General features: G+C 35.6%; 15 protein-coding genes. 8 read left to right on the top strand and 7 right to left on the bottom strand.

Annotation, left to right across the window (positions count from 1 at the left end):
* Window positions 1-39: 39 nt before the first annotated feature.
* Complete coding sequence (locus tag EC501_RS12805; RefSeq protein WP_122972695.1) at window positions 40-984, bottom strand: carbohydrate kinase family protein; 945 nt, start codon at window positions 982-984, stop codon at window positions 40-42.
* 339 nt (window positions 985-1,323) lie between these two features.
* Here EC501_RS12805 and EC501_RS12800 point away from each other — a divergent pair, with 339 nt between their 5' ends.
* The 3 genes from EC501_RS12800 (at window position 1,324) to EC501_RS12790 (ending at window position 4,796) form a co-directional block, all read left to right on the top strand.
* Window positions 1,324-2,217 (top strand): EamA family transporter, encoded by an 894-nt coding sequence (locus EC501_RS12800; RefSeq protein ID WP_122972694.1) that lies wholly within the window; start codon window positions 1,324-1,326, stop codon window positions 2,215-2,217.
* 117 nt (window positions 2,218-2,334) lie between these two features.
* Window positions 2,335-3,855: an argininosuccinate lyase gene (argH, locus tag EC501_RS12795; RefSeq protein ID WP_122972693.1), complete on the top strand. Its 1,521-nt coding sequence runs from the start codon at window positions 2,335-2,337 to the stop codon at window positions 3,853-3,855.
* Window positions 3,852-4,796 (top strand): N-acetylglucosamine kinase, encoded by a 945-nt coding sequence (locus EC501_RS12790; RefSeq protein ID WP_122972692.1) that lies wholly within the window; start codon window positions 3,852-3,854, stop codon window positions 4,794-4,796. Before argH ends, EC501_RS12790 begins: the two co-directional genes overlap by 4 nt.
* 53 nt (window positions 4,797-4,849) lie before the next feature.
* On the opposite strand, the gene EC501_RS12785 is transcribed toward EC501_RS12790, so the two are convergent.
* Complete coding sequence (locus EC501_RS12785; protein WP_122972691.1) at window positions 4,850-5,158, bottom strand: YolC/YozM family protein; 309 nt, start codon at window positions 5,156-5,158, stop codon at window positions 4,850-4,852.
* 195 nt (window positions 5,159-5,353) lie between these two features.
* Window positions 5,354-5,794, bottom strand: a complete 441-nt coding sequence (locus EC501_RS12780) for a GNAT family N-acetyltransferase (protein ID WP_241559346.1) — start codon at window positions 5,792-5,794, stop codon at window positions 5,354-5,356.
* Window positions 5,795-6,045: 251 nt separating this feature from the next.
* On the opposite strand from EC501_RS12780, the gene EC501_RS12775 reads away from it, so the two are divergent.
* A complete protein-coding gene (locus tag EC501_RS12775; RefSeq protein WP_122972690.1) occupies window positions 6,046-8,040 on the top strand; it encodes a methyl-accepting chemotaxis protein in 1,995 nt (664 codons plus the stop codon).
* A gap of 298 nt (window positions 8,041-8,338) precedes the next feature.
* Window positions 8,339-9,877 (top strand): methyl-accepting chemotaxis protein, encoded by a 1,539-nt coding sequence (locus EC501_RS12770; protein ID WP_122972689.1) that lies wholly within the window; start codon window positions 8,339-8,341, stop codon window positions 9,875-9,877.
* Window positions 9,878-10,052: 175 nt separating this feature from the next.
* Here EC501_RS12770 and EC501_RS12765 read toward each other — a convergent pair whose 3' ends face one another.
* The 4 genes from EC501_RS12765 to EC501_RS12750 all read right to left on the bottom strand — a co-directional run bounded on the left by EC501_RS12765 (window position 10,053) and on the right by EC501_RS12750 (window position 15,673).
* Complete coding sequence (locus EC501_RS12765) at window positions 10,053-11,306, bottom strand: DUF5050 domain-containing protein (protein WP_122972688.1); 1,254 nt, start codon at window positions 11,304-11,306, stop codon at window positions 10,053-10,055.
* Between the two features lie 47 nt (window positions 11,307-11,353).
* Window positions 11,354-11,749 carry a YkvA family protein gene (locus tag EC501_RS12760; protein ID WP_241559345.1) on the bottom strand — a complete coding sequence of 132 codons (396 nt, stop codon included), beginning with the start codon at window positions 11,747-11,749 and terminating at the stop codon, window positions 11,354-11,356.
* A gap of 298 nt (window positions 11,750-12,047) precedes the next feature.
* Window positions 12,048-13,793 (bottom strand): adenine deaminase, encoded by a 1,746-nt coding sequence (ade, locus tag EC501_RS12755; protein WP_174232692.1) that lies wholly within the window; start codon window positions 13,791-13,793, stop codon window positions 12,048-12,050.
* Between the two features lie 134 nt (window positions 13,794-13,927).
* Window positions 13,928-15,673 carry an ABC transporter ATP-binding protein gene (locus tag EC501_RS12750; RefSeq protein WP_122972687.1) on the bottom strand — a complete coding sequence of 582 codons (1,746 nt, stop codon included), beginning with the start codon at window positions 15,671-15,673 and terminating at the stop codon, window positions 13,928-13,930.
* A 139-nt stretch (window positions 15,674-15,812) separates the two neighbouring features.
* On the opposite strand from EC501_RS12750, the gene EC501_RS12745 reads away from it, so the two are divergent.
* Genes EC501_RS12745 through EC501_RS12735 form a run of 3 tightly spaced genes read left to right on the top strand, consistent with a single transcriptional unit; the run spans window position 15,813 to window position 20,579 of the window.
* Window positions 15,813-17,252, top strand: a complete 1,440-nt coding sequence (locus tag EC501_RS12745) for an ABC transporter permease (protein ID WP_122972686.1) — start codon at window positions 15,813-15,815, stop codon at window positions 17,250-17,252.
* Window position 17,253: 1 nt separating this feature from the next.
* Window positions 17,254-18,750: an ABC transporter permease gene (locus EC501_RS12740; protein ID WP_122972685.1), complete on the top strand. Its 1,497-nt coding sequence runs from the start codon at window positions 17,254-17,256 to the stop codon at window positions 18,748-18,750.
* Between the two features lie 23 nt (window positions 18,751-18,773).
* Window positions 18,774-20,579, top strand: a complete 1,806-nt coding sequence (locus EC501_RS12735) for an ABC transporter substrate-binding protein (RefSeq protein WP_122972684.1) — start codon at window positions 18,774-18,776, stop codon at window positions 20,577-20,579.
* The last annotated feature ends 170 nt before the right edge of the window (window positions 20,580-20,749 follow it).

Here is a 20,749-nt window from a genome sequence, read left to right as displayed (position 1 = left end):
ATAATAAAAGGTCGTCTCAACAAATGAGACGACCTTTTATTATAACCATTCTTTTATATCATCAAAATGAGGAAGTGCCGTTAAAGCACCTGGCTTTGTAGCAGCTAACGCTCCTAACTTATTGCCAAATTTCACACATTTAAATAAATCTTCTTCAGTTGTCGGCAAGCCATTAAAGTGGACAAAGCGTAATACACCGGCCATAAAGGCATCTCCAGATCCAGTTGTATCTACGGCATTTACTTTATCTGTTGGAACGTGAATCGTTTCACCATTTAACACGGCATATGCTCCGTTTGCCCCTATTGTAATTAATACAATCGGTACTAAATATTGGTTTAACTTTGCAATACCCTCATGTAAATCATTCGTTTCAGTTAAAAAGAATAATTCTTCATCTGTTAATTTAAGGATGTGGGCATCCTCAAAAAATGATGTAATCGTTTCACGACAAACTTCTTCACTACTCCAACGTAACGGACGGATGTTTGCATCGATGGCAATGATGGCACCTTTTTCTTTTGCCATTTCAACGCCCTTTCTTGTCGTCGCAAGAGCTGTTGGATGAAACATTGTACCGGAACAAACATTAAATACTGAAGCTCTTTTGAAAGCCTCTTCATTTAATTGCTCAGGTGTAACTTGTAAATCAGGTGTTTCGTCAACGTAATCTTTGAAAATACGTTCACATTCCGCTGTTAAATGCACGTATACGCCACTTACTCGCTTTTCCGGTAATATGATTGCGTAATCCAAATTGACGCCTTCTTTATCAAGTTCTGATTGAACAAATTGGGATGTATGATCATCACCTGTAATGGTAATTAAAGCTGACGGCGCTCCGATTCTACTAATTCCCGCTGCAACATTGACTGTTGCTCCACCTAAATATGTTGTAAACGATTTGTTCGTTATATCATCCGCTATAAAATCAACAAAAGCATCTCCGTATACTAATACGAAATCTTTATTTGACTCAACCATGAGTTGTTAGACCTCCGAATATTTGCTTTATTAAGGTTATCATAAAATGTACCCACATCGAAACTTTAAAACTATTCAGACAGTGAAAAGGTCATATCTTCCTTCAATAATTTGTTATAATTTTTCCATAGTATAGACTAAAGTTGGAATTTACAGGATTTTTATGGAAATCCCTTAAAAGGGAGGTCTCTATCCCCTATTAGTGGTAATATAATACAAAACTATTATTTTCGAGAGGTTCTTGAAATTTCATATCGGAATTTTAGACAATTACGCTCGAATCGTTTTATCATATGATGAAATGAACTAAATTGAAATTAGAATGTAGGTTATAACAGCATGAAATTACAACTATTTTATCCATTATCTATCGTCATAGCATCTAGTAGTTATGGCATATTATCTACCATTATTAAAGTGGCAATGGGTTATGGTTTCACTTCCCCCGAAGCAGTAACAAGCCAGTATTTTATGGGATTTTTATTAGCTTTACTCTTATTTAGTGTAACGCAACGAAGTTTACCAAAGTTAAACTTCTCAGGTTTTATTACAATTCTGTTAGCTGGTATTTTTACAGCGACAACAGGAATTGTTTATGGACATGCTTTAGAATACATAACAGCATCCCTTGCAGTCGTATTATTCTTCCAGTTCACGTGGATCGGCCTATTCATCGACTGTATTTTGCATAAAAGATGGCCAAACCGTTTTGAAACTAGTTCGTTATTATTTTTATTTTCAGGTACTATTTTAGCAGCCGGCGTTATGGATACAGATCTTTCTACAATCCCTTGGCAAGGATGGGTATATGGACTAATTGCAGCTACAAGTTTTGCGATATTTATTCAAATTAATTCTAGAAAAGTAGAAGGCATTACGACTGTCACTCGTACTCTCTTTATGTCCATTGTAGCTTTCCTTATGATTTGTATTTTTTCAGCACCTGAAGTAATTTGGAGTGGAAAATTATTTAACACAGAATTATGGATTTTTGGGATTGTGTTAGGGATTTTCGGCATTATTTTACCGATTTTCCTATTTTCCATTGCCGCGCCTAAAGTAGGTGGGGCACTTTCATCAATTTTAAGTGCAATGGAATTACCTGTAGCAGTCATTGCATCCGTTATTGTATTACATGAAACACTATCTATCCTACAAATTTCCGGTATTGTATTAGTACTTATTGGAATGATACTACCAACTGTCCTAGCCCAATTAAAAAATACAGCTTAACATTTAATAAGTATAAGTCATTTTCTTCTTACCTCTTATTAAAAATCGCACCTACCCTTAGGTTAACTTTTTAATATGAAATTAAGAATGGAAAGGTATTTTTGCGGAGGCGATTCTATGATGTTTCAAGATTATAAAAGCCGAATTAAAGAAATTGAGGGCAGTCAATTTCCTTCTAATAGTTATCGTCAAATGGTACTTCAACCAGCATACGATGAAGCGAAAAAGCATTTTTTAAGAGCAATGGTACACATACATATTGCTCATTTAAAAATGCTTGAAGAACAACAACTAATTACAGAAAATGAGGCAAAACAAATCGGGCAGGCTATCGCGAAGCTTGATTTGAATTACTTTGAACATCGAGATTACAATCCACAATTTGAAGATTTGTTTTTCCGCATAGAAAATAAATTAATTGAACTTGCCGGTGATGTGGCTGGTAATTTGCATATAGGTAGAAGTCGTAATGATATGGGGATTGCTATTTATCGCATGACATTACGAAAAAAATTACTCACTCTTATGAATGAATTGCTTGCTCTTCGCTCTTCTTTAATTGTCTTTGCAGAGGAGCATATCGATACTATTATGTTAGGCTACACACATACACAACAAGCACAGCCAACAACTTTTGCCCATTATTTAAAAGCTGTCATTGATCAGCTGACCCGCGATTTCAAACGGATGCAAGCAGCCTTTCAAACGATTAATCAAAGCAGTATGGGAGCAGCAGCCCTTACAACAACAGGATTTAAAATTAATCGTGAACGGATGAAAGAGTTACTTGGATTTGATGGAATAATTGAAAATGCATGGGACGCTGTTGCAGGGGCCGATTATATAGCAGAAGCAGCCAGCGTTGTGCAACTTGCTGCCTTGAATCTTGGGCGTACATCACAAGATTTCTTACAATGGGCAACCCAAGAATTTAACGCTTTTAGCCTAGCAAGCCCCTACGTCCAAGTAAGTTCCATTATGCCGCAAAAACGAAATCCAGTATCTATCGAACATACACGCTCTTTACTATCATCGGTTGTAGGCGATGCTTCAACTGTTTTACAAATGATTCATAATACACCTTTTGGAGATATTGTGGATACCGAGGATGATATGCAACCTTATCTATGGCGAGCTGTGGAAAAACTTCGTGGTATCTATAAACTATTTGGTAGTTTAGTTGTTACGATGGATGTAAATAAAGAAAAACTTCTAAAAAGGGCCGAAAATAGCTTTGCCAACGTAACGGAGTTGGCCGATTCCCTTGTTCGTTCTGAAAACATTTCGTTCAGACAATCCCATCGCATCGTTAGTAGTTGTGTGAAAACTTTATTAGAATCAAAAAAGGATTCTCTTCAAAGTTTAACTTGGGAATTAGCTAATGAAAAATCCATTGAAGTAACAGGAAAACCTTTAAAAATATCAAAAGAACAATTTTATAATGCATTAAAGCCCGATTTCTTCGTTAAAGTTCGTACATTAAAAGGCGGTCCAGCGCCAGCAACGATGCGAAACTCCCTTTTTCAAGCTCAAGCAGTTTCGCCTTTATTAGAACATTGGGTAAAAGAAAAGGATGAACAAATAGTACAATGTGAAGAGCAACTACAAAAGTTTTTAGAAGGTTGGAATAAAGAATGAAGGAATCAATCATTTTAGCTGTCGATGGTGGTGCAACGAAAACAACTTTAACGATACGATCTGAAAAAGGGGAAAATTTTTTTGAACAAACCACAACCGGTTCCAACTACCAAACGATAGGAGAAAATGGTGCCATACAAGTATTGAGCGAGCTACTTTCTAAAGCCTACCATTCTACAAATTTAAAACAAATTCATTTGGCTGCCTTTGCCATTGCTGGAATGGATACTGAATTAGATTTTAAGATAATTAATAGGATTATACAGCATAGCATAGAAAAGTCCTCGTTTAATGTGGCGAACATGATTGTAGAAAATGATGTCCACGCCGCATTACTGGGTTTAGTAGGGAATCACCCTGGGGCATTGCTTATTTCGGGAACTGGCTCTATTGCCTTTGCTACTAATGGAAATGGGAAGATTGTTCGCACAGGCGGATGGGGACACCGCGCAAGTGATGAAGGCAGTGGTTACTGGATTGGCCAAAAAATATTAAATACCCTTTTTCGTATAGAGGACGGCCTACTTGCTGGACCAACCATCTTGCAACATCTTGTTTTTGAAAAACTACAAATTACAACGATGGAAGAGCTGATGGCATGGCTCTACCACCCTCATTATACAAATGCTCAAACAGCTAGCATTAGCTCAATCTTGCCAAAGGCCGTTTCCCTAGGTGATGAGCATGCTATAACAATTGCTCAAAATGCAGCCTATGAACTCTATTTGTTAGCAAAAGCGACTTTATGTAAAATCCATTATGAAAATGAAACATTCCCATTCTATTTAAATGGTGGCGTTTTAAAACACCATCCAATGATTTTAAAGCGGTTCAAGCAATTAATTTACCAATCCTTCCCCTCTATTTCGATTGAACTATGTACCGAAGAACCGATTGAATATGTTGTAAAAAGAGCCCTTCATTATGTAAATCCTGAGTAGTGACGATACTATTCAGGATTTTTATTTTTAAATTTGATGTTAACAGTTTTAATCTATGAATCTAACTGATCAACAAATACTTCAATTTTGTAACCTGCCATACCACTGGAATCTAGTTGCTCTTTAAAGAAATTATAAGTGTCTTCTTTATGTTGAATAGTATCTATTCTTACTGTTAAAGTCCGTTCTTCAATGGCTCCCCCCATCGCATGTAAGCCAAACTTAGTTGCCGCTTCATCAAATAACGAATCATTCAAAACCTCTTCTATCCCTAGTTCTTTTACACTCGATTTCATTTCAGATTGAATAAAGATTACTAGTATCATTACTAATAAAAAACCAAATCCAATTACTTTCTTCAAAAAATCATCCCATCCTTCAGAAAATTCTCTATCATAAAATGCTCTAATATTTCCGTTTTAATAAATTATTTAAATTCTCTTTCACCCTATTCCATTCTTCATCAAGAATGCTATAAAACACATTGTTGTGCATCGTACCATCACCTTTCATACGATGTTTGCGAAAGATTCCTTCCTTTGTAGCCCCTATTCGTTTTATCGCCTTTTGCGAACGTTCATTTTGTCCGCTAACTGAAAATTGAACCCGTATGACTTGTAACTCTTCAAAACAATATTGAAGCATAAAAACTTACATTCAGTATTTGCCCCCGTTCTCCAAAATGAAGGGGAAAGCCACGTCCAACCAATTTCTACACTTCGATTAACTAAATCTATGTCTCCAATTCGAGTAGTTCCAATTACTTTTCCGCAAACTTTATCTTTAATGATGAAAGGGATTTGTTTACCTTCTTCTTTATTTTGAATAGCCGCCATAAAAATTGGCTCAAAATCATCAATTGTTTTAACTTCTCGCCAAGTATATTTCCATACTTCCGGACTTTTTAATGCTTCAAATAACGAATCTTTATATTTCATTTCAAGGGGAATAAGAACAATTGAATTACCTTCTAATAATATTTCAGTCTCTATTTTCATTTTAGTATGGATTTCCTTTATCGCGAAAATAGTCTCACATTGTACTTATTCAATTAAAAAAGAATTATCCTTCCGGATTCTTCCCCCCCTTCGATAAACCCTATATCCGAAAGGTTTTTTAGTTCTCTTATATATTTATAGTTCTTATAAAGTTTATTTCTTACTAAAATAGACAAATTTTTAGTGCAATTCTGAAAATTTCTTTGTATTATAGTAATAATTTTATATTTCTTTATTAGGAGGATTTTACTGTGAAGAATTCAATTAGATGGAGAATTATATCCATAGTCCTAGTCATCATCATTTTAGGGTTGGGGACATTGTCTACCATTAGTTCTGTTTTAATTACTTCCAAAACCGAAGATAGTATGGTAGATCAAAGTGAAGTAGTAGTTAATGGGCTTTCTTCAACTATTACAACATTTTTATCAACTTACGAGAAAAGTATATTAAAATTAGCTTCTTCTCCAGACGTACAAAATTTCCATTTCAACTCTAAGGTATATAACGACAGTGCCGATCGTCTATATCGTTCAGATTTAGCTGACTATTTATCAATCTATGATGCGGCATCAGGTATCTACTTTACTGATGGGGAATACACAATTATTGAACCCCATTTTGACGGTATAGCAGATTTAGATATTCAATCCCGTCCTTGGTATACTAATGCCGTTCAACATCCAGATCAATTTGTATGGTCATCTCCTTACATTGATAGTGTTTCTGGTGAGTATGCGATTACAGGTTCAGTTGCTGTTAAAAATGGAGATGAAGTTATAGGTGTTTTAGGTGTAGATATTTTATTATCCCAACTGACGGATATGTTATCAACTATCGAACTAGGGTATAATGGCTACCCTTTCATTCTAGATAATACTGGTGTAGCAATCGTTCACCCTACAAAAATGGGAGAAAACTTAAGCGAAGAAAAGTTTGTTCAATCGATTCAATCGGATAAAAAAGAGACAAACAATTTACATAGTTCAATTGATGGAAAAGAGTCAATTACTGTTTACAGTAAAATACCAGAGGTTGGTTGGACTGTAGCAGCAGTTTATGAAAAAGATGATATTCATGCACTATCGAATAGTCTTCAAAAAGTGATTATCATTGTGGCTGTTGCCATCGTAATCGTCACTTTAGTCGTGTTATACTTCTTCATTTCTCGTACTATAAAACCTATCCATCAATTAGGTAACCTAATGGAAGAAGTATCAAAAGGTGATCTATCTGTCAATATCGATATAAAATCGAAGGATGAAATTGGTGTCTTGTCGCAACACTTTAATTCCATGATTAAAAATATGAAAAACATTATTCAAGTGATTCAAGAGTCATCGAGCCATGTTGAAGAACAATCCCAACATTTAAGTGCCCTAGCTGAAGAAACGAGCGCTTCCAGTATGGAAGTATCAAAAGCTGTTAATGACATTGCAATCGGTGCTACGACTTCATCGGAAAATGCGGATTTAGTAACAGAAACAACAAGTCAATTAGGTGAAAAAATAAATGGTATGAAGATTCAAACAAACTCACTCCATGATATTGCAAACGAAGCTGACCAATTAAATATTATCGGTCATGAAAAAATGAGAAACTTACTCGGCTCCTTTGATCACTCGAAATCTGAATTAACGAATATGGTTTATGCAATTAATAATCTAGAAAATAAAGTGGCTGCAATAGGCACGGTGATGAACACAATCTCTGAGATTTCAGCTCAAACAAATTTACTTGCCTTAAATGCAAGTATAGAAGCTGTCCGGGCAGGTGAACATGGCAAAGGCTTTGCTGTTGTGGCAGAGGAAGTTAGAAAATTAGCCGAACAATCGGCAGCCGCAACGGAACAAGTTAAATCAACGATTCATGAATTACAATCAGAATCCCTTCAAGTAACACAACAAATGGAAGGGATTCAAAACACATTCGATAAGCAAGGAATCGTTGTAGAAGACACAGGTTCCCTATTTAAAAACCTTTCTTCTCTTATTGAGAATATGGAGAGCACCTTTAAAAATGTGATTTCTGAAATGGAAGGAATTATCAACTATAAAGATCGAGTAGTACAAACGATTGAGGAAATGTCACTGACAGCCCAATCTACTGCGGCTGCATGTGAAGAAGTAAGTGCCTCTAGCGACGAACAACTTACTGCTATTCAATCTGTTGCAAAAGCTTCTGAGCAACTAAATCACTTAAGCACCGAATTAGCGACTACAATTAGTCAATTTAAAATAGATTAGAGTTTTTTTCTGTTTAGCTAAGTAAATAAGGAAACCAAGGAATGTTATACATCCTTGGTTTTCTCATTGTGTATGTTTTATTGTTTATGAATTATTGGATAGTAAATAGAAGCGTTTCCATTAGAACTTCTCTTTTATAGGTCTAAAGAAATATTTTAACAGAGGTATAACAAACCATCTATTGACATAAATTAACACTCGATGTATAGGTAATAATATATACATTTAAATATGCAAATAAGATACTCTTTTTTAAAAGAGACTAATTTTGTTTTCATTTAAAGGAAAGAAGGGACTTATGATTAAGAAAAAGAATCAAACGATGACCCAGATTGCTCTAGGAATAGTGGTAATGTCTATTGTAGTGACATTGTTAGGGCAGTATACAGACACATTTAAAATGTCTGAAAGTTCAATATGCGGTCTGGGGTTATTAACAAACAGCACTATTCACAATTTAGGAATTATTATTTTAGTTGCTATTCCTACCCTCCTCTGTATAACATCTTTAATCTTATACAAGTTAAGTGGTGGTCTTCACAAATCCATCCCACTGTTCAACACGTTAACATTAACCTTTGGAAGCATTGCGTTAATTTCTGGTTCAGGTGGAATGTCGGAATTCCATTTTTCTATCTTTATGGTAGTTGCAACTTTAGCCTACTATCAGAAAATTTACCTTGTAATCGTAATGACAGTCATTTTTACGCTTCAGCATATCATCGGATTACTGTTTGCTCCTCTTTTTGTATTTGGAGTAATAGAGTATCCACTAACAATGGTAATCGTACACGCAGTATTTTTAGTTTTAACTTCCGGTGTAGTCATATGGCAAATCTATAACTCTCAAAAATATGAAAAAGAAGTTGAAATCGAAAAGGAACGCCAAAAACAAAATGTAACCCAAAGTATCATTCAACGTATTTCTTCAACAATGACAAGTTTAGCAGAAACATCTAAACAACTCGTTTCGGAAAATGAACAAACATTAGGAATAAGTCACAATGTAGCGAACTACGTTAACGAAGTTTCTGATGGTGCCAAACTGCAACTCAATAAATATAAAGAAAATGTGGTGAGGGTATCCGAAGTAAGAAAATTAGTTGAAGATATAGAAAATCTATCTTTAGAAGTAGATAAAGCGAGTGCAGACTCTTCATTACAAGCAAAAGACGGGTCCCATTCGATTGCTAATCTAAATCAACAAATGTCCAAAACAAATGACACTATCGATGAATCCGTAAAAATTATTAATGATTTACATCATCATTCGAAAACCATTAGTCAAATACTAACAATGATTTCTGAAATCGCAGAACAAACAAACTTTTTATCGTTAAATGCATCCATTGAATCGGCTAGAGCTGGAGAACACGGTAAAGGATTTGCTGTCGTTGCCAATGAAGTTCGTAAGTTGGCTGATCAATCTAAACAATCGACAAATAAAATAAAAGAAATCGTCTCCGTTTTATCTTCCGGCATTAATCATACGGTGACGAAAATGGCTGAAGTAAAAGAAGGATTCAAGATAGGCGTTCAATATTTAAAAGAAGCAGATCAATCCTTCAAAGGAATCATCCATTCTACAATCGATGTAGAAGAAAAAGTAAAGGGCGTAACCGTTGCAATAACTGATATTAGTAAACGAGTGAATGACATTTCTGACTCGATATTAGAAGGAATGGACCTTGCCACATCAGCTTCCCAAAATACCGGCAATGTAGTAAGAAGCTCAAATGAACAATTAACCTATATTAATGAAGTAGCTCATATTGCACAAATTTTAAAAGACTTAACTAACGAGTTAGAGGAAGTAATCGAAACTTTAAAAGTTTAGGAGTAGCACCCTTTTAATTATTAATCAGCCAGAATACCCCTGGCTGACCTCCTCTTATAAGTTTCTTCACATGTCATGAATAAAGGATTGTACCCTATCTAAACCCGAAATAATTTACTTAAATTTGGATTGACTAAAATAAATAAGAAGGCAACCTATAGGCGCCTTCTCTATTTTATAACTCCAATTTTTTCAAGCCTTCCTCTGTAGAGAAATATAAATATCCATCTTCTACAAATAAATTATCGACTTCTCCCCGATATAAAGTAGATTCATCCGAGCCGTCCGTTCGGATTTTCGTTAAATAGGCGCCATTGGAATAATTACTAAAATATATCCATTCACCAGCTCCTACAATGTATTGGGCACGGCTATTTGTTAATGGCGCCGTCTCACCAGTATTTAAATCCATTCGATACAACAAATTATTGTCATCTACATTACTATAATAGATAACCCCATCCTGCTCATAGGCGTGATCGATTTGTGCCATAAACTCAAACTTGGAACTTTTCGCTTCTGGGTAATCGGAGTGGATCCATGTATGGTCAAGCTTTAATTTATCATCATTCACTAAAAAATACTCGTAACGGACGATATTTTTCCGGTCTGGTGTCGGGTCATTCCACGTTGTATCAAGGTGGTACCATTCACCATCAACCTTTACTAAATTCCATGCATGTCCTCCAGTATATACTTCACCGACAACATATTTTGTTTCAACACCTAATGCTTGTAGCATTTTTAAAGCTAGCAGCGCATACCCTTGGCAAACTCCTTTATTTTCTTGTATTACTGCGTATGCACTATGGGGACTGGCTGCCGTGTTTGTACTATATTCCGTATTTTTTACAATATAATCATTAACAAATTTCACCTTTTGGAAATCCGACATTGATTCCGCATCCACGGTTGAAAGAATGCTTGCTACTTTTTCATTTACAACGTCCTCTTGGGCTGGATTTGTTAAATACGTTTGATGCACCTTTATCTTAGCATCAAGGCTGCTATATTCATATTCGATTGTGCGCTCAGCCAAATGGCCAAAAATATATTGATCACGACTTGCTGCATCATCGATTGCTTTTTGAATAATGTTTTCAATATCTGCTGTACTACCAACATAGTGAATTTCAAAATTCGTTTCCCAACGGCTTAAGTAATAATAGAAACTATCAGCTAACTCTTCCGTCGTTTGAACACTATTAGGCAATTCAACGTCTACCGTAGTTAGTGCATTGGCCGCTGTATTTACAAGGGTTTCTTTCGCAGAAGAAACAGAAGATAAAACTTCAAAACTTGCATCTTCAATTTTCACTTCATGATTATTTAAAAATTGCATCACATCGTCGTACCATTGGGAGCCGAAATCATATATCGGCTTAATCAGTACGATGGCAATGACGAGAAATGTTATTCGTTTTAACAAAGTACAATCACCTCTACATGATTTCAACTTCCTGGCATTACGAAATGTTAGATTTCATATTCAATACTTGGTTCGTATTTTTCGCCAAAAATGTTCTTTAATAGTTCATGGGCTTCTTCTTTCATTTCATCTGTAATGGAAGAATAAATAACGGAAATCGCTTTTGTAATAATGACAATATCGTCAGCCAAACCTACAGTTGGTAAAATATCTGCAATAAGGTCAATAGGTAAGATAAAGTATCCAAGCACTCCTAAAATCATCAGTTTATGCTCTTTAGGCATATCCGGACTTTTCAAAGCACAATATAATATGGCAACACCGTATAAAACTCTAAAGCCTAAATTCATACCGTACTTTTTAACTTTATTCAAAAATTTATTTGGTGAATAGTATTTTTCTTTTCCTCTAATGGTTGTTTCTAACTGTAAGTTTTCCTCCAATTTAACTTCCTCCTCTAAAAACGATAACCTATTGTTTTTCCATAGTACTATCATTACCAATTAATTAAAAAAGTACTACATAAAAGAATACTCCCTATAAAAAATAGTAGTTCCTTTTGTAGTACTAATCAGTTAGTACGAAAAATCTTTTAAAGTCTATTACTTGGAATCATTATAGGATCCTTTTAAAAGGAAGGAATGCTTACATATCTATTATAGTATCTTGTCCAAGGAGTGTAAAAGATTGTTCCCTAAAGAACAAACTCTCTAATTAAACAAGCTTTTTCGACGTGTTTTGCTAAACAATTTCAACCGGGATGTGTTGGAAAGTCCTCACATTAAATAACCCCGTATCCGTTAATTTTAGCTCAGGAATAACTGGCAAACTTAAGAAAGATAAAGTTAAAAAGAAGTGAAAGTGTAAATCTGAATGAATGTCGTGAAGTGCCTTATGTATATCCTCCAGCTTCTTCACAGCTTCTTCTGCATTTAATGAAGTCATAAGACCAGCTATAGGTAATGCAAGGGACCCGATTACTTCCCCCTCATCTACTACAACAAGCCCACCTTGCATCGCCTGTAATGCTTCAAGGGCTACAAGCATATCTTGATCATTTGTCCCAACAACAATTGCGTTATGAGAATCATGGGCAACTGTAGTCGCTACTGCTCCCTTTTGCAAACCGAACCCATGAACAATTGCTAATCCTTTTGTACCGAGAGAATGATGACGCTCGATGACTGCAATTTTTAATAAGTCCTTTTCAATAGAAGGAACAAAATAACCATTTTCAATATCTACTTCTTTTTCAATATGCTTCGTTATAATTTGATTTGGTATAATTTCGATAACATTTGCTCTATTTCCTTTACTAAATGTTATGGCCAAATCTTTTTCAGTTAGTTTTGGAATATGGACGGATTGGAGAATTGTTTGACCGACCGTTGTTTTCTTTTTTTCCTTCTGGAATGCTTTACCTTTTTCGGCAACCTTCTCTCCATTTTTCCATACCGTAGCAATTTCCATCGTTTGTAAATCCTCTAGCATGACAAGGTCAGCAACATATCCTTCTGCAATAGCCCCTCTATCATAGAGGCGGTAACACTCTGCTGCATTTAATGTGGCAATTTGAATTGCTTGTAGTGGGGTCATACCCTGTTTAATCGCAAGGGACACGGCAAAATTAATACTGCCCTCTTCCATTAGTTCATCCAAATGTTTATCATCTGTACAAAAGGCAAAACGTCGCGCATTGGCAGGTGTGACAGCTGGCAATAAATCCACTAAATTTTTTGCAGCCGAACCTTCTCTCATCAGTACATACATACCTTGTTTAATTCGTTCCCGTGCTTCTGCTGCCGTTACACATTCATGATCTGTTTGAATACCTGCAGCGCGATAGCCTCGAAGTTGTTCTCTATTTAAGCCAGCTCCATGGCCATCAATAAGTTTATTTGCCTTTTGAACAAGGCTTAACTTATCTAGCATGTCCGAATCCGTTTCTAGAACGGCCGGAAAGTCCATTACTTCTGCAAGGCCAAGGACTCGTCCATGTTTTAAAAAGGATGCTAAATCGTTTGCTTTCATGACCGCTCCAGAATTTTCAAAAGAAGTACTTGGAACACTGGAAGGCAACATGAAATAAATGTCCATTTTCGCATTTTCTGCATCTTCTAACATGTATTCCATTCCTTTAGATCCTGAAACATTGACGATTTCGTGAGGATCAGTAATAACAGAAGTAATACCATGGGGTAATAAAATTTCGCTGAATTGGGATGGAGTTAACATTGAAGATTCAATATGAATGTGTGCATCGATTAATCCAGGAATTACGTATTTCCCTTCTGCGTCTTCTATAACGGATGCTGTAAACTCGTCTTTCTCATCAAGGGCTATAATTTTCCCCTCTGCTACAACGATATTTGCCCTTCTCCAACATAGAGAAAAGACATCTGCAACATAAGCATTTTTTAAAATAAAATCTGCTTCCATTTTCTTTTGGGATATTTGAATGGATTTTTTTATCGTTTGGTCGCTCATTTTAACAGCCCTTTCCCTATGGAATTGTTTATTCCTACTATCATACAATATATTTTTATAAATTTCGTAATATAACTGTCAAAGAAATGAAAAATCCCTTTGAACATATTCCGCGTTCAAAGAGATTTCTATTTTTATAATTCATGTCGAGGCACTGCTACCCAATGACTTGGAACTATTTCTTTTAATACAGTATTTTGGACATCGTATTTATTTGCACTCGACTCTTTATCTAAAAGACGCTTCTTTTTCTTTTCAATACCTGGGTCCGGAATCGGTATCGATTGTAAAAGGCTCTTTGTATAAGGATGCTGTGGATTCGAATACAATTCTTCACTTTCTGCCAACTCTACAATTTTCCCACCATACATAACCGCCACTCGGTCGCTGATATGTTTGACCATCGACAAATCATGGGCAATAAATAAATAAGTTAATCCTAATCGATGTTGTAAATCTTTTAATAAATCGACAATTTGCTTCTGAATCGATACATCGAGGGCAGATAGTGGTTCATCGCAGACGATAAAGTCTGGCTCCACTGCTAAAGCTCTAGCAATCCCAATACGTTGTCGTTGACCACCGGAAAACTCATGGGGATAACGGCTAGCATGCGCTTTATTTAAACCTACTAATTCAAGCAACTCCTCTACCCGTGCTCTCCGCTCTTCTTTATTTTTCACAAGCCCATGAAGATCTAACGCTTCTCCTATAATATCCAACACTTTTTTCCGTGGGTTTAAGGAAGAGTAAGGGTCTTGGAAAATAATTTGCATATGTCTTCTCATTGTTTTTAATTGTTTTTTTGACAAACGTGTAATCGGAATTCCTTTATATAAAACATCTCCATCTGTCGGTTCATGCAATTGCAGAATAGTACGCCCTGTTGTTGATTTTCCAGAACCGGATTCTCCTACTAACCCCAACGTTTCCCCAGGATAAATTTCAAAGGATAAATCATCTACCGCTTTTAATATTTCTCCTTGGCCAAGATCAAAATGTTTTTTTAATGATTGTATTTCGAGAAGAGGCTTAGATAAATTAAAGTCCATATTATTTAAAGGTGCTTTTTTTGGTTCCTTTTTTTCATGGAGTTTTGGAAGTGCATTCAATAAACGTTGTGTATAGGGATGTTGAGGATTGTTGAAAATTTCTTCCGTCGTTCCCTCTTCAACAATTTCTCCTTCCTTCATTACAATCACTCGGTCGCACATTCCAGCTACTACACCTAAATCATGAGTAATTAAAATAATAGATGTGCCTAAACGCTCCTGCATACTTTTCATTAGTGATAAGATTTGCGCTTGGATTGTAACGTCTAATGCGGTTGTTGGTTCATCTGCAATAAGCAATGAAGGATTACATGCTAATGCCATCGCAATCATTGCCCGTTGTCTCATCCCCCCAGAAAACTCATGAGGATATTGTGTGTAGCGTTTTTCACTATTTTTAATTCCTACTAGCTCTAACAATTCAATTGTTTTTTTATATGCTTCATTTTTAGAGACTTGTTGGTGTTTTTTTAAACTTTCTGAAATTTGTTCGCCGATTCGAATAGTTGGGTTTAAAGACGTCATCGGGTCTTGAAAAATCATACTAATATGTTGACCTCGAACAGATTCCATTTCCTTTTCGGACTGTTCAACTAAATTTTTTCCTCGGAAATGGATTTCACCAGACTTTAAGAAACTAGGTGGGGATGGAAGTAAGCGCATAATAGAGCGGGCCGTAACACTTTTTCCACTTCCAGACTCACCTACGATTCCGACTGTCTCCCCTTTATTGACATGAAAACTTACACCTTTAACCGCTTCAAACTCCTTATCGTCGACGATAAATGAAACACGGAGGTTATTCACCTCTAATATTGTATTGTTCATTTTTATCATCCTTTATAAAAATAAATTTTATTGACAATCATTTACTCATATCATACTATACCACTAGGAATAGTTTAATATGGTAATTCGTTTATTTCAAGATAAAGATATTTATATTCTTCGAGAAAGGAGGACTTCAATGAATCAAAAGGGAATTACCCATTCTTCCAAAACAACATCCATTTTTGACAGTACCTTTAAAAAACTATCGAATAGAAGAAGCTATTTGATGCTTTTATTTATACTCGGGCTGCCAGTACATATCGTAACGTTCATCCTATTCCATTTGAAAAAAGAACAATACCAACAGCCTTACAGAAAAGCTTATGAAATCAGTAAACAGGAAATTGTTTCTAAGGGACACGTTGAAGCATGGAAGCAACAATTTTTGGAACAGGAAAATAGAAAAGCTTCCTTCTTTCATGAATCTTTATCAAAGGAACAAATAAATAAAAACGTTGATCTGCTTGTACAAGAGAAGCTTCAAAAAGAAGTAGAAAAACAAGTGGACTTATTAGGATTAGAGGAATATACGTATCAAAATTTCTTTATCCATCTCTTACAAAATAAAAAATTTTTAATTGTTTCTGCTATACCTGGGCTATTGATGTATAGTTTTTTACTTCTTTATAGTAATCCGTTCGTACAATTCATTTTTGAACGGGTCATCCAAACTCTTTTCGTTATATTAGGTGTAGCAACACTTGTTTTTACGATTCTTTATATTTCACCATTAGATCCGGCTCGAAATATTCTTGGAGTCGAAGCAACTCCAGAACAAATTGAAAACTTTAATCAACTTTATGGCTTAGATCAACCTTATTTCGTTCAATTATGGCATTCCCTTTCTGGACTATTTACTTTCGACTTAGGAACTTCCTTTGCAGGAAAAGAAGATATTATGGCTAGTATTGCAAATAAGTTTCCTGTCACACTCGAAATTGCTGTATTTTCACTTTTGATGTCCATTATCATTGCCATACCAGTTGGCATCATTTCAGCTATCCGTCCAAACTCATTTTTAGACTATTCTTTTATGATTTTGGCGCTAATTGGGCTTTCCATCCCTGCTTTTTGGCAAGGATTGATATTTATTTTAACGTTCTCTTTAGAGCTTAATTGGTTCCCTGCAACGTATAATCCACAAAACTGGTTATCACTCGTATTGCCAGTCGTTGTTCTTGGAACATCCTTAACAGCGTCCATCGCTCGAATGACGCGTTCTTCAATGCTAGAAGTCATACATGAAGATTACATTATTACAGCAAAAGCAAAGGGATTAAATGAACGAAAAGTCGTTTTCCAACATGCGATTCGAAATGCGATGATTCCGATTATTACTGTTATTGGGCTCTTGTTTGGAGGAATGCTAGGCGGTGCTTCCGTAACAGAGAAAGTCTTTAATATTAGTGGGATTGGAAGCTATATCGTTGATAAACAATTCATCCCAGACATCCCTGCCATTTTAGGTGGTGTTGTTTATATCGCTATTACGATATCCATCGTTAACTTAATCATTGACATTACTTATGCATTCTTTGATCCACGAATTCGCTCAAAAATGAAAAAGGAGGGGTAATGTGAAGGTCATCTCAAATGTAAAACTGCTTTTAAAAATAACACAGGAATATGGAAATGCTCATTTTACATTATCCTTTTCTGCTATTTTTTCATTCTTGTTTTTTCTTTACAGTTTTAATTTTAATAGCCAAACCGTTCGACCTATCGTTTTAACTCTATTCCTTATTTATCTCTTAACCACTTTATATGTTTGGTTTATTTCGAAACAGATAAAAAGAGACTTAGCAACTAGTAGAGAAATTCAAAAGCGTACCCGATTACTCGGTATCCCTTTAATATTCACGATACTGGTAGGGAATATTTTTTCGAGTAGCTACGGATTTACCCTTATCACAAAAAATAAGACGCCGGAATATATTTTCGCCATTTACGCTTTTTTAACTCAAATTCTGATTATTGGCATTTCCGCTCTTAATCTATTTAAACCTTATGTCGTTGATTCATTTTTATTAGCTATCAGTCTATTTATTGCTCTAACGATTTTCTATGGATTTATGCTTGTACTCGTTGCCAACCTTGTAAGTTCAACCTTTGCCCCTAAATGGATGTTACCTATTGGGATTGTTCTATTATTCCCATTATTAACTGGGAACTTATTTTCCTTTCTATTAGGAATTGGACTAATCAAAAAAGCACGTAATAAAGATGCTTCTTCCATTGAAAAATGGCAAAAAATGTGGCGAAAAATTTTAAGTAATTCTATGGCTGTATTTGGTCTGTTTTTTATTATTTTTATGTTTTCATTATCCGTTATAAGTCCTTGGACCTTTGACTATGATTTTGCAACTGAAAATAATTATAGTGCTATTTTGCAAACACCCACCCTTGAATATCCCCTTGGAACTGATGACTTCGGTCGTGATTTATTTTCAAGGATTGTATTTGGGGCCCAAATTTCATTAATTGTTGGTTTTTCCGCTACCGTTATTCCAGCTGTTATTGGAGGAACACTTGGCGCACTTTCAGGTTATTATGGCAAGAAAACGGATAACATCATCATGCGTTTGTTAGATATTTTATATGCTATCCCTGGAATTTTATTAGCGATTGCCATTATCGCTGCGTTCGGTGCAAATACTGTGAATTTAATTATCGCCCTTAGCGTTGGTTCGATCCCTACTTATGCACGTACAATGCGTGCAACCGTGATGCAAATCTCTAACTATGAGTTTGTAGAATCCGCTAGAGCGTTAGGAGCCTCCGATAGTTCGATTATTTTTAAACATATCGTACCTAACTCGTTAGCACCGATGATTGTAAAAGCAACTTTAACAATAGGTGGAGCTGTCATTTCAACAAGCAGCTTAAGTTTCCTCGGCTTAGGAGTAGAACCACATATTCCCGAATGGGGGAATATTTTAAAAATCGGTAGCACTTACCTTGAAACCCATTCATATTTAGCAATTTCCCCTGGGGTTTGCATTATGTTACTCGTACTATCATTTAACTTCTTTGGTGATGGTTTACGTGATGCATTAGACCCTAAAACAAATTAAAAAACTATTTTTTGGAGGTTCATATGAAAAGACTATTTGCCCTTTTACTTGTAGCAGTTCTCGCTCTTGCAGGCTGTGTACAAACGAAAAAGGATGTTGAAGGTGGAGGAGATGCTGATACATCGACTTCTGGTGAAAAACCATCTGTTGAAATTTTAGGAATGGCTTCAAACGAAAATGATATAAATATTTTACGTGACCAATTAACGAAAAACGGCTTTGATGTAGTGTTAAATATTCAACCGGATTATGGTTCTTTTTCAGCTCAAAAAGACGCTGGTAACTACGATGTCGCTCTATCTAGTTGGACTACAGTAACAGGTAACCCTGACTATGCTGTGCGTGGTTTATTCAAAACAGGCGGAGACTACAGTGTTGTTAGTGATTCAAAATTAGATGAATTAATCGATAAAGCAAGTACATTAACTGGCGATGAAGCAAAAGAAGCTTATAAAGAGCTTGAACAACTTTTAGTATTTGATCAAGCTTATATTGCCCCCCTATATATTTCGAATAAAGCACAAGGTATTTATTCAGCGGAAGTAAATCCTGAAACGGTTCGTCTTCCTAAATCCCGTGCACAAGTATGGGAATCCATTTCTTTTAATGATGAGTCTCTAAACGAAAGCGAAACGCTCGTATTACATCAAGCAATTTCAACGCTTACTTCTCTTGATCCTATTAAAGGGAATGACGGTTCTATCAATACATTAAATACAAACATGTATGTACGTTTAGTAAACTTAACGGATGATGATAAAGTCGTTTCAGATGGTTCATTATCTTACAACCACGTAATGGCAGATGGCAACTCTGAATTTTACTTCATTTTACGTGATGATATTAACTTTGCAAAGGTAGAAAACGGAACAGCAGTTGACACGAAAGAGCTTGTATCAGCGGAAGATGTTGTGTTCTCTTTAAACCGCGCAAAAGATCCAAACTCAGTTCCAGACCACCGCACATATAGTATTCATGAAAATATTGAAACTGTTGAAATAGTGACGGATTTAGCTGAATTACAAAATGGAAAAGTTGCAGGTTCTGACGAAACAATTTTAGATGCTTTATCAAAAGGTTTACCAGCACCAGTAACAGAATTAGTCGATTCAAAAGAGGAAGTTGATAATGCCTCAGGGAAATACCAAGTGGTTAAAATTACAACGCCTAACCCATTCCCACAAGTATTAAACTATTTAGCTCACCAATCCGGTGGCATCGTTTCTGAAAGGCAAGTTTCAAGTATCAATACTTATGACGTAGCAAACTATGATCCAAATAAAGATGTTGCCTATGGTGACCAAGCAACTGTGACAGAAGGCGACTCATATAACAACCATTTATATGCGAGCGGCCCATACATTTTAGTGAAAAAGAATGATTATGAAGCAACATTCGTGAAAAATCCTGCTTACCGAGTAGGTAGTGAATATGAACCAAAGATTACGAATATTTCTGTACGCTTTATTGATGATAACGATAGTGCATTATCCGCATTACGTAATGGGGAAATTCATGTACTTCAATCCGTACCAGAAACGAAATACGATGTCGTTACTTCAGATAAAAACTTAACTTTAAACCAAGCTGATAGTAACGCGGTATCGTACTTACAATTCAACACATCAGGTCGTGAAGTTTCAGATTCAGCTGATTTACGTAAAGCTATTCTTTACTCAATAAACCAAGAAGAATTTATCACTTACTATCAAGGTAATAAGCGTCCAGCTGTTTCAACAGTATCGCCATTAATTGATACTGGCTTAAAACTTGAAGCAGATAAAGAAAAGGTTGCAGAATTCTTAAATGCTTATAACGAAAGTAAATAATCGTCATCTTTAACCATCATAAAAACTCGAGTATACTAAAATACTCGAGTTTTTTATTAATTCTTTTAAAACCACGTGCTCTGCACGTGTGAAAATATACTTTTAGAGTGGTAATGGAGATGGAATTAAAAACTCCTCTCGATATAATGAAAATGGCCGTCAAACCAAAT

Source organism: Lysinibacillus halotolerans (assembly GCF_003711845.1).
GTDB lineage: Bacteria > Bacillota > Bacilli > Bacillales_A > Planococcaceae > Ureibacillus > Ureibacillus halotolerans.
This window is presented reverse-complemented; position numbering and strand designations above follow the sequence as displayed.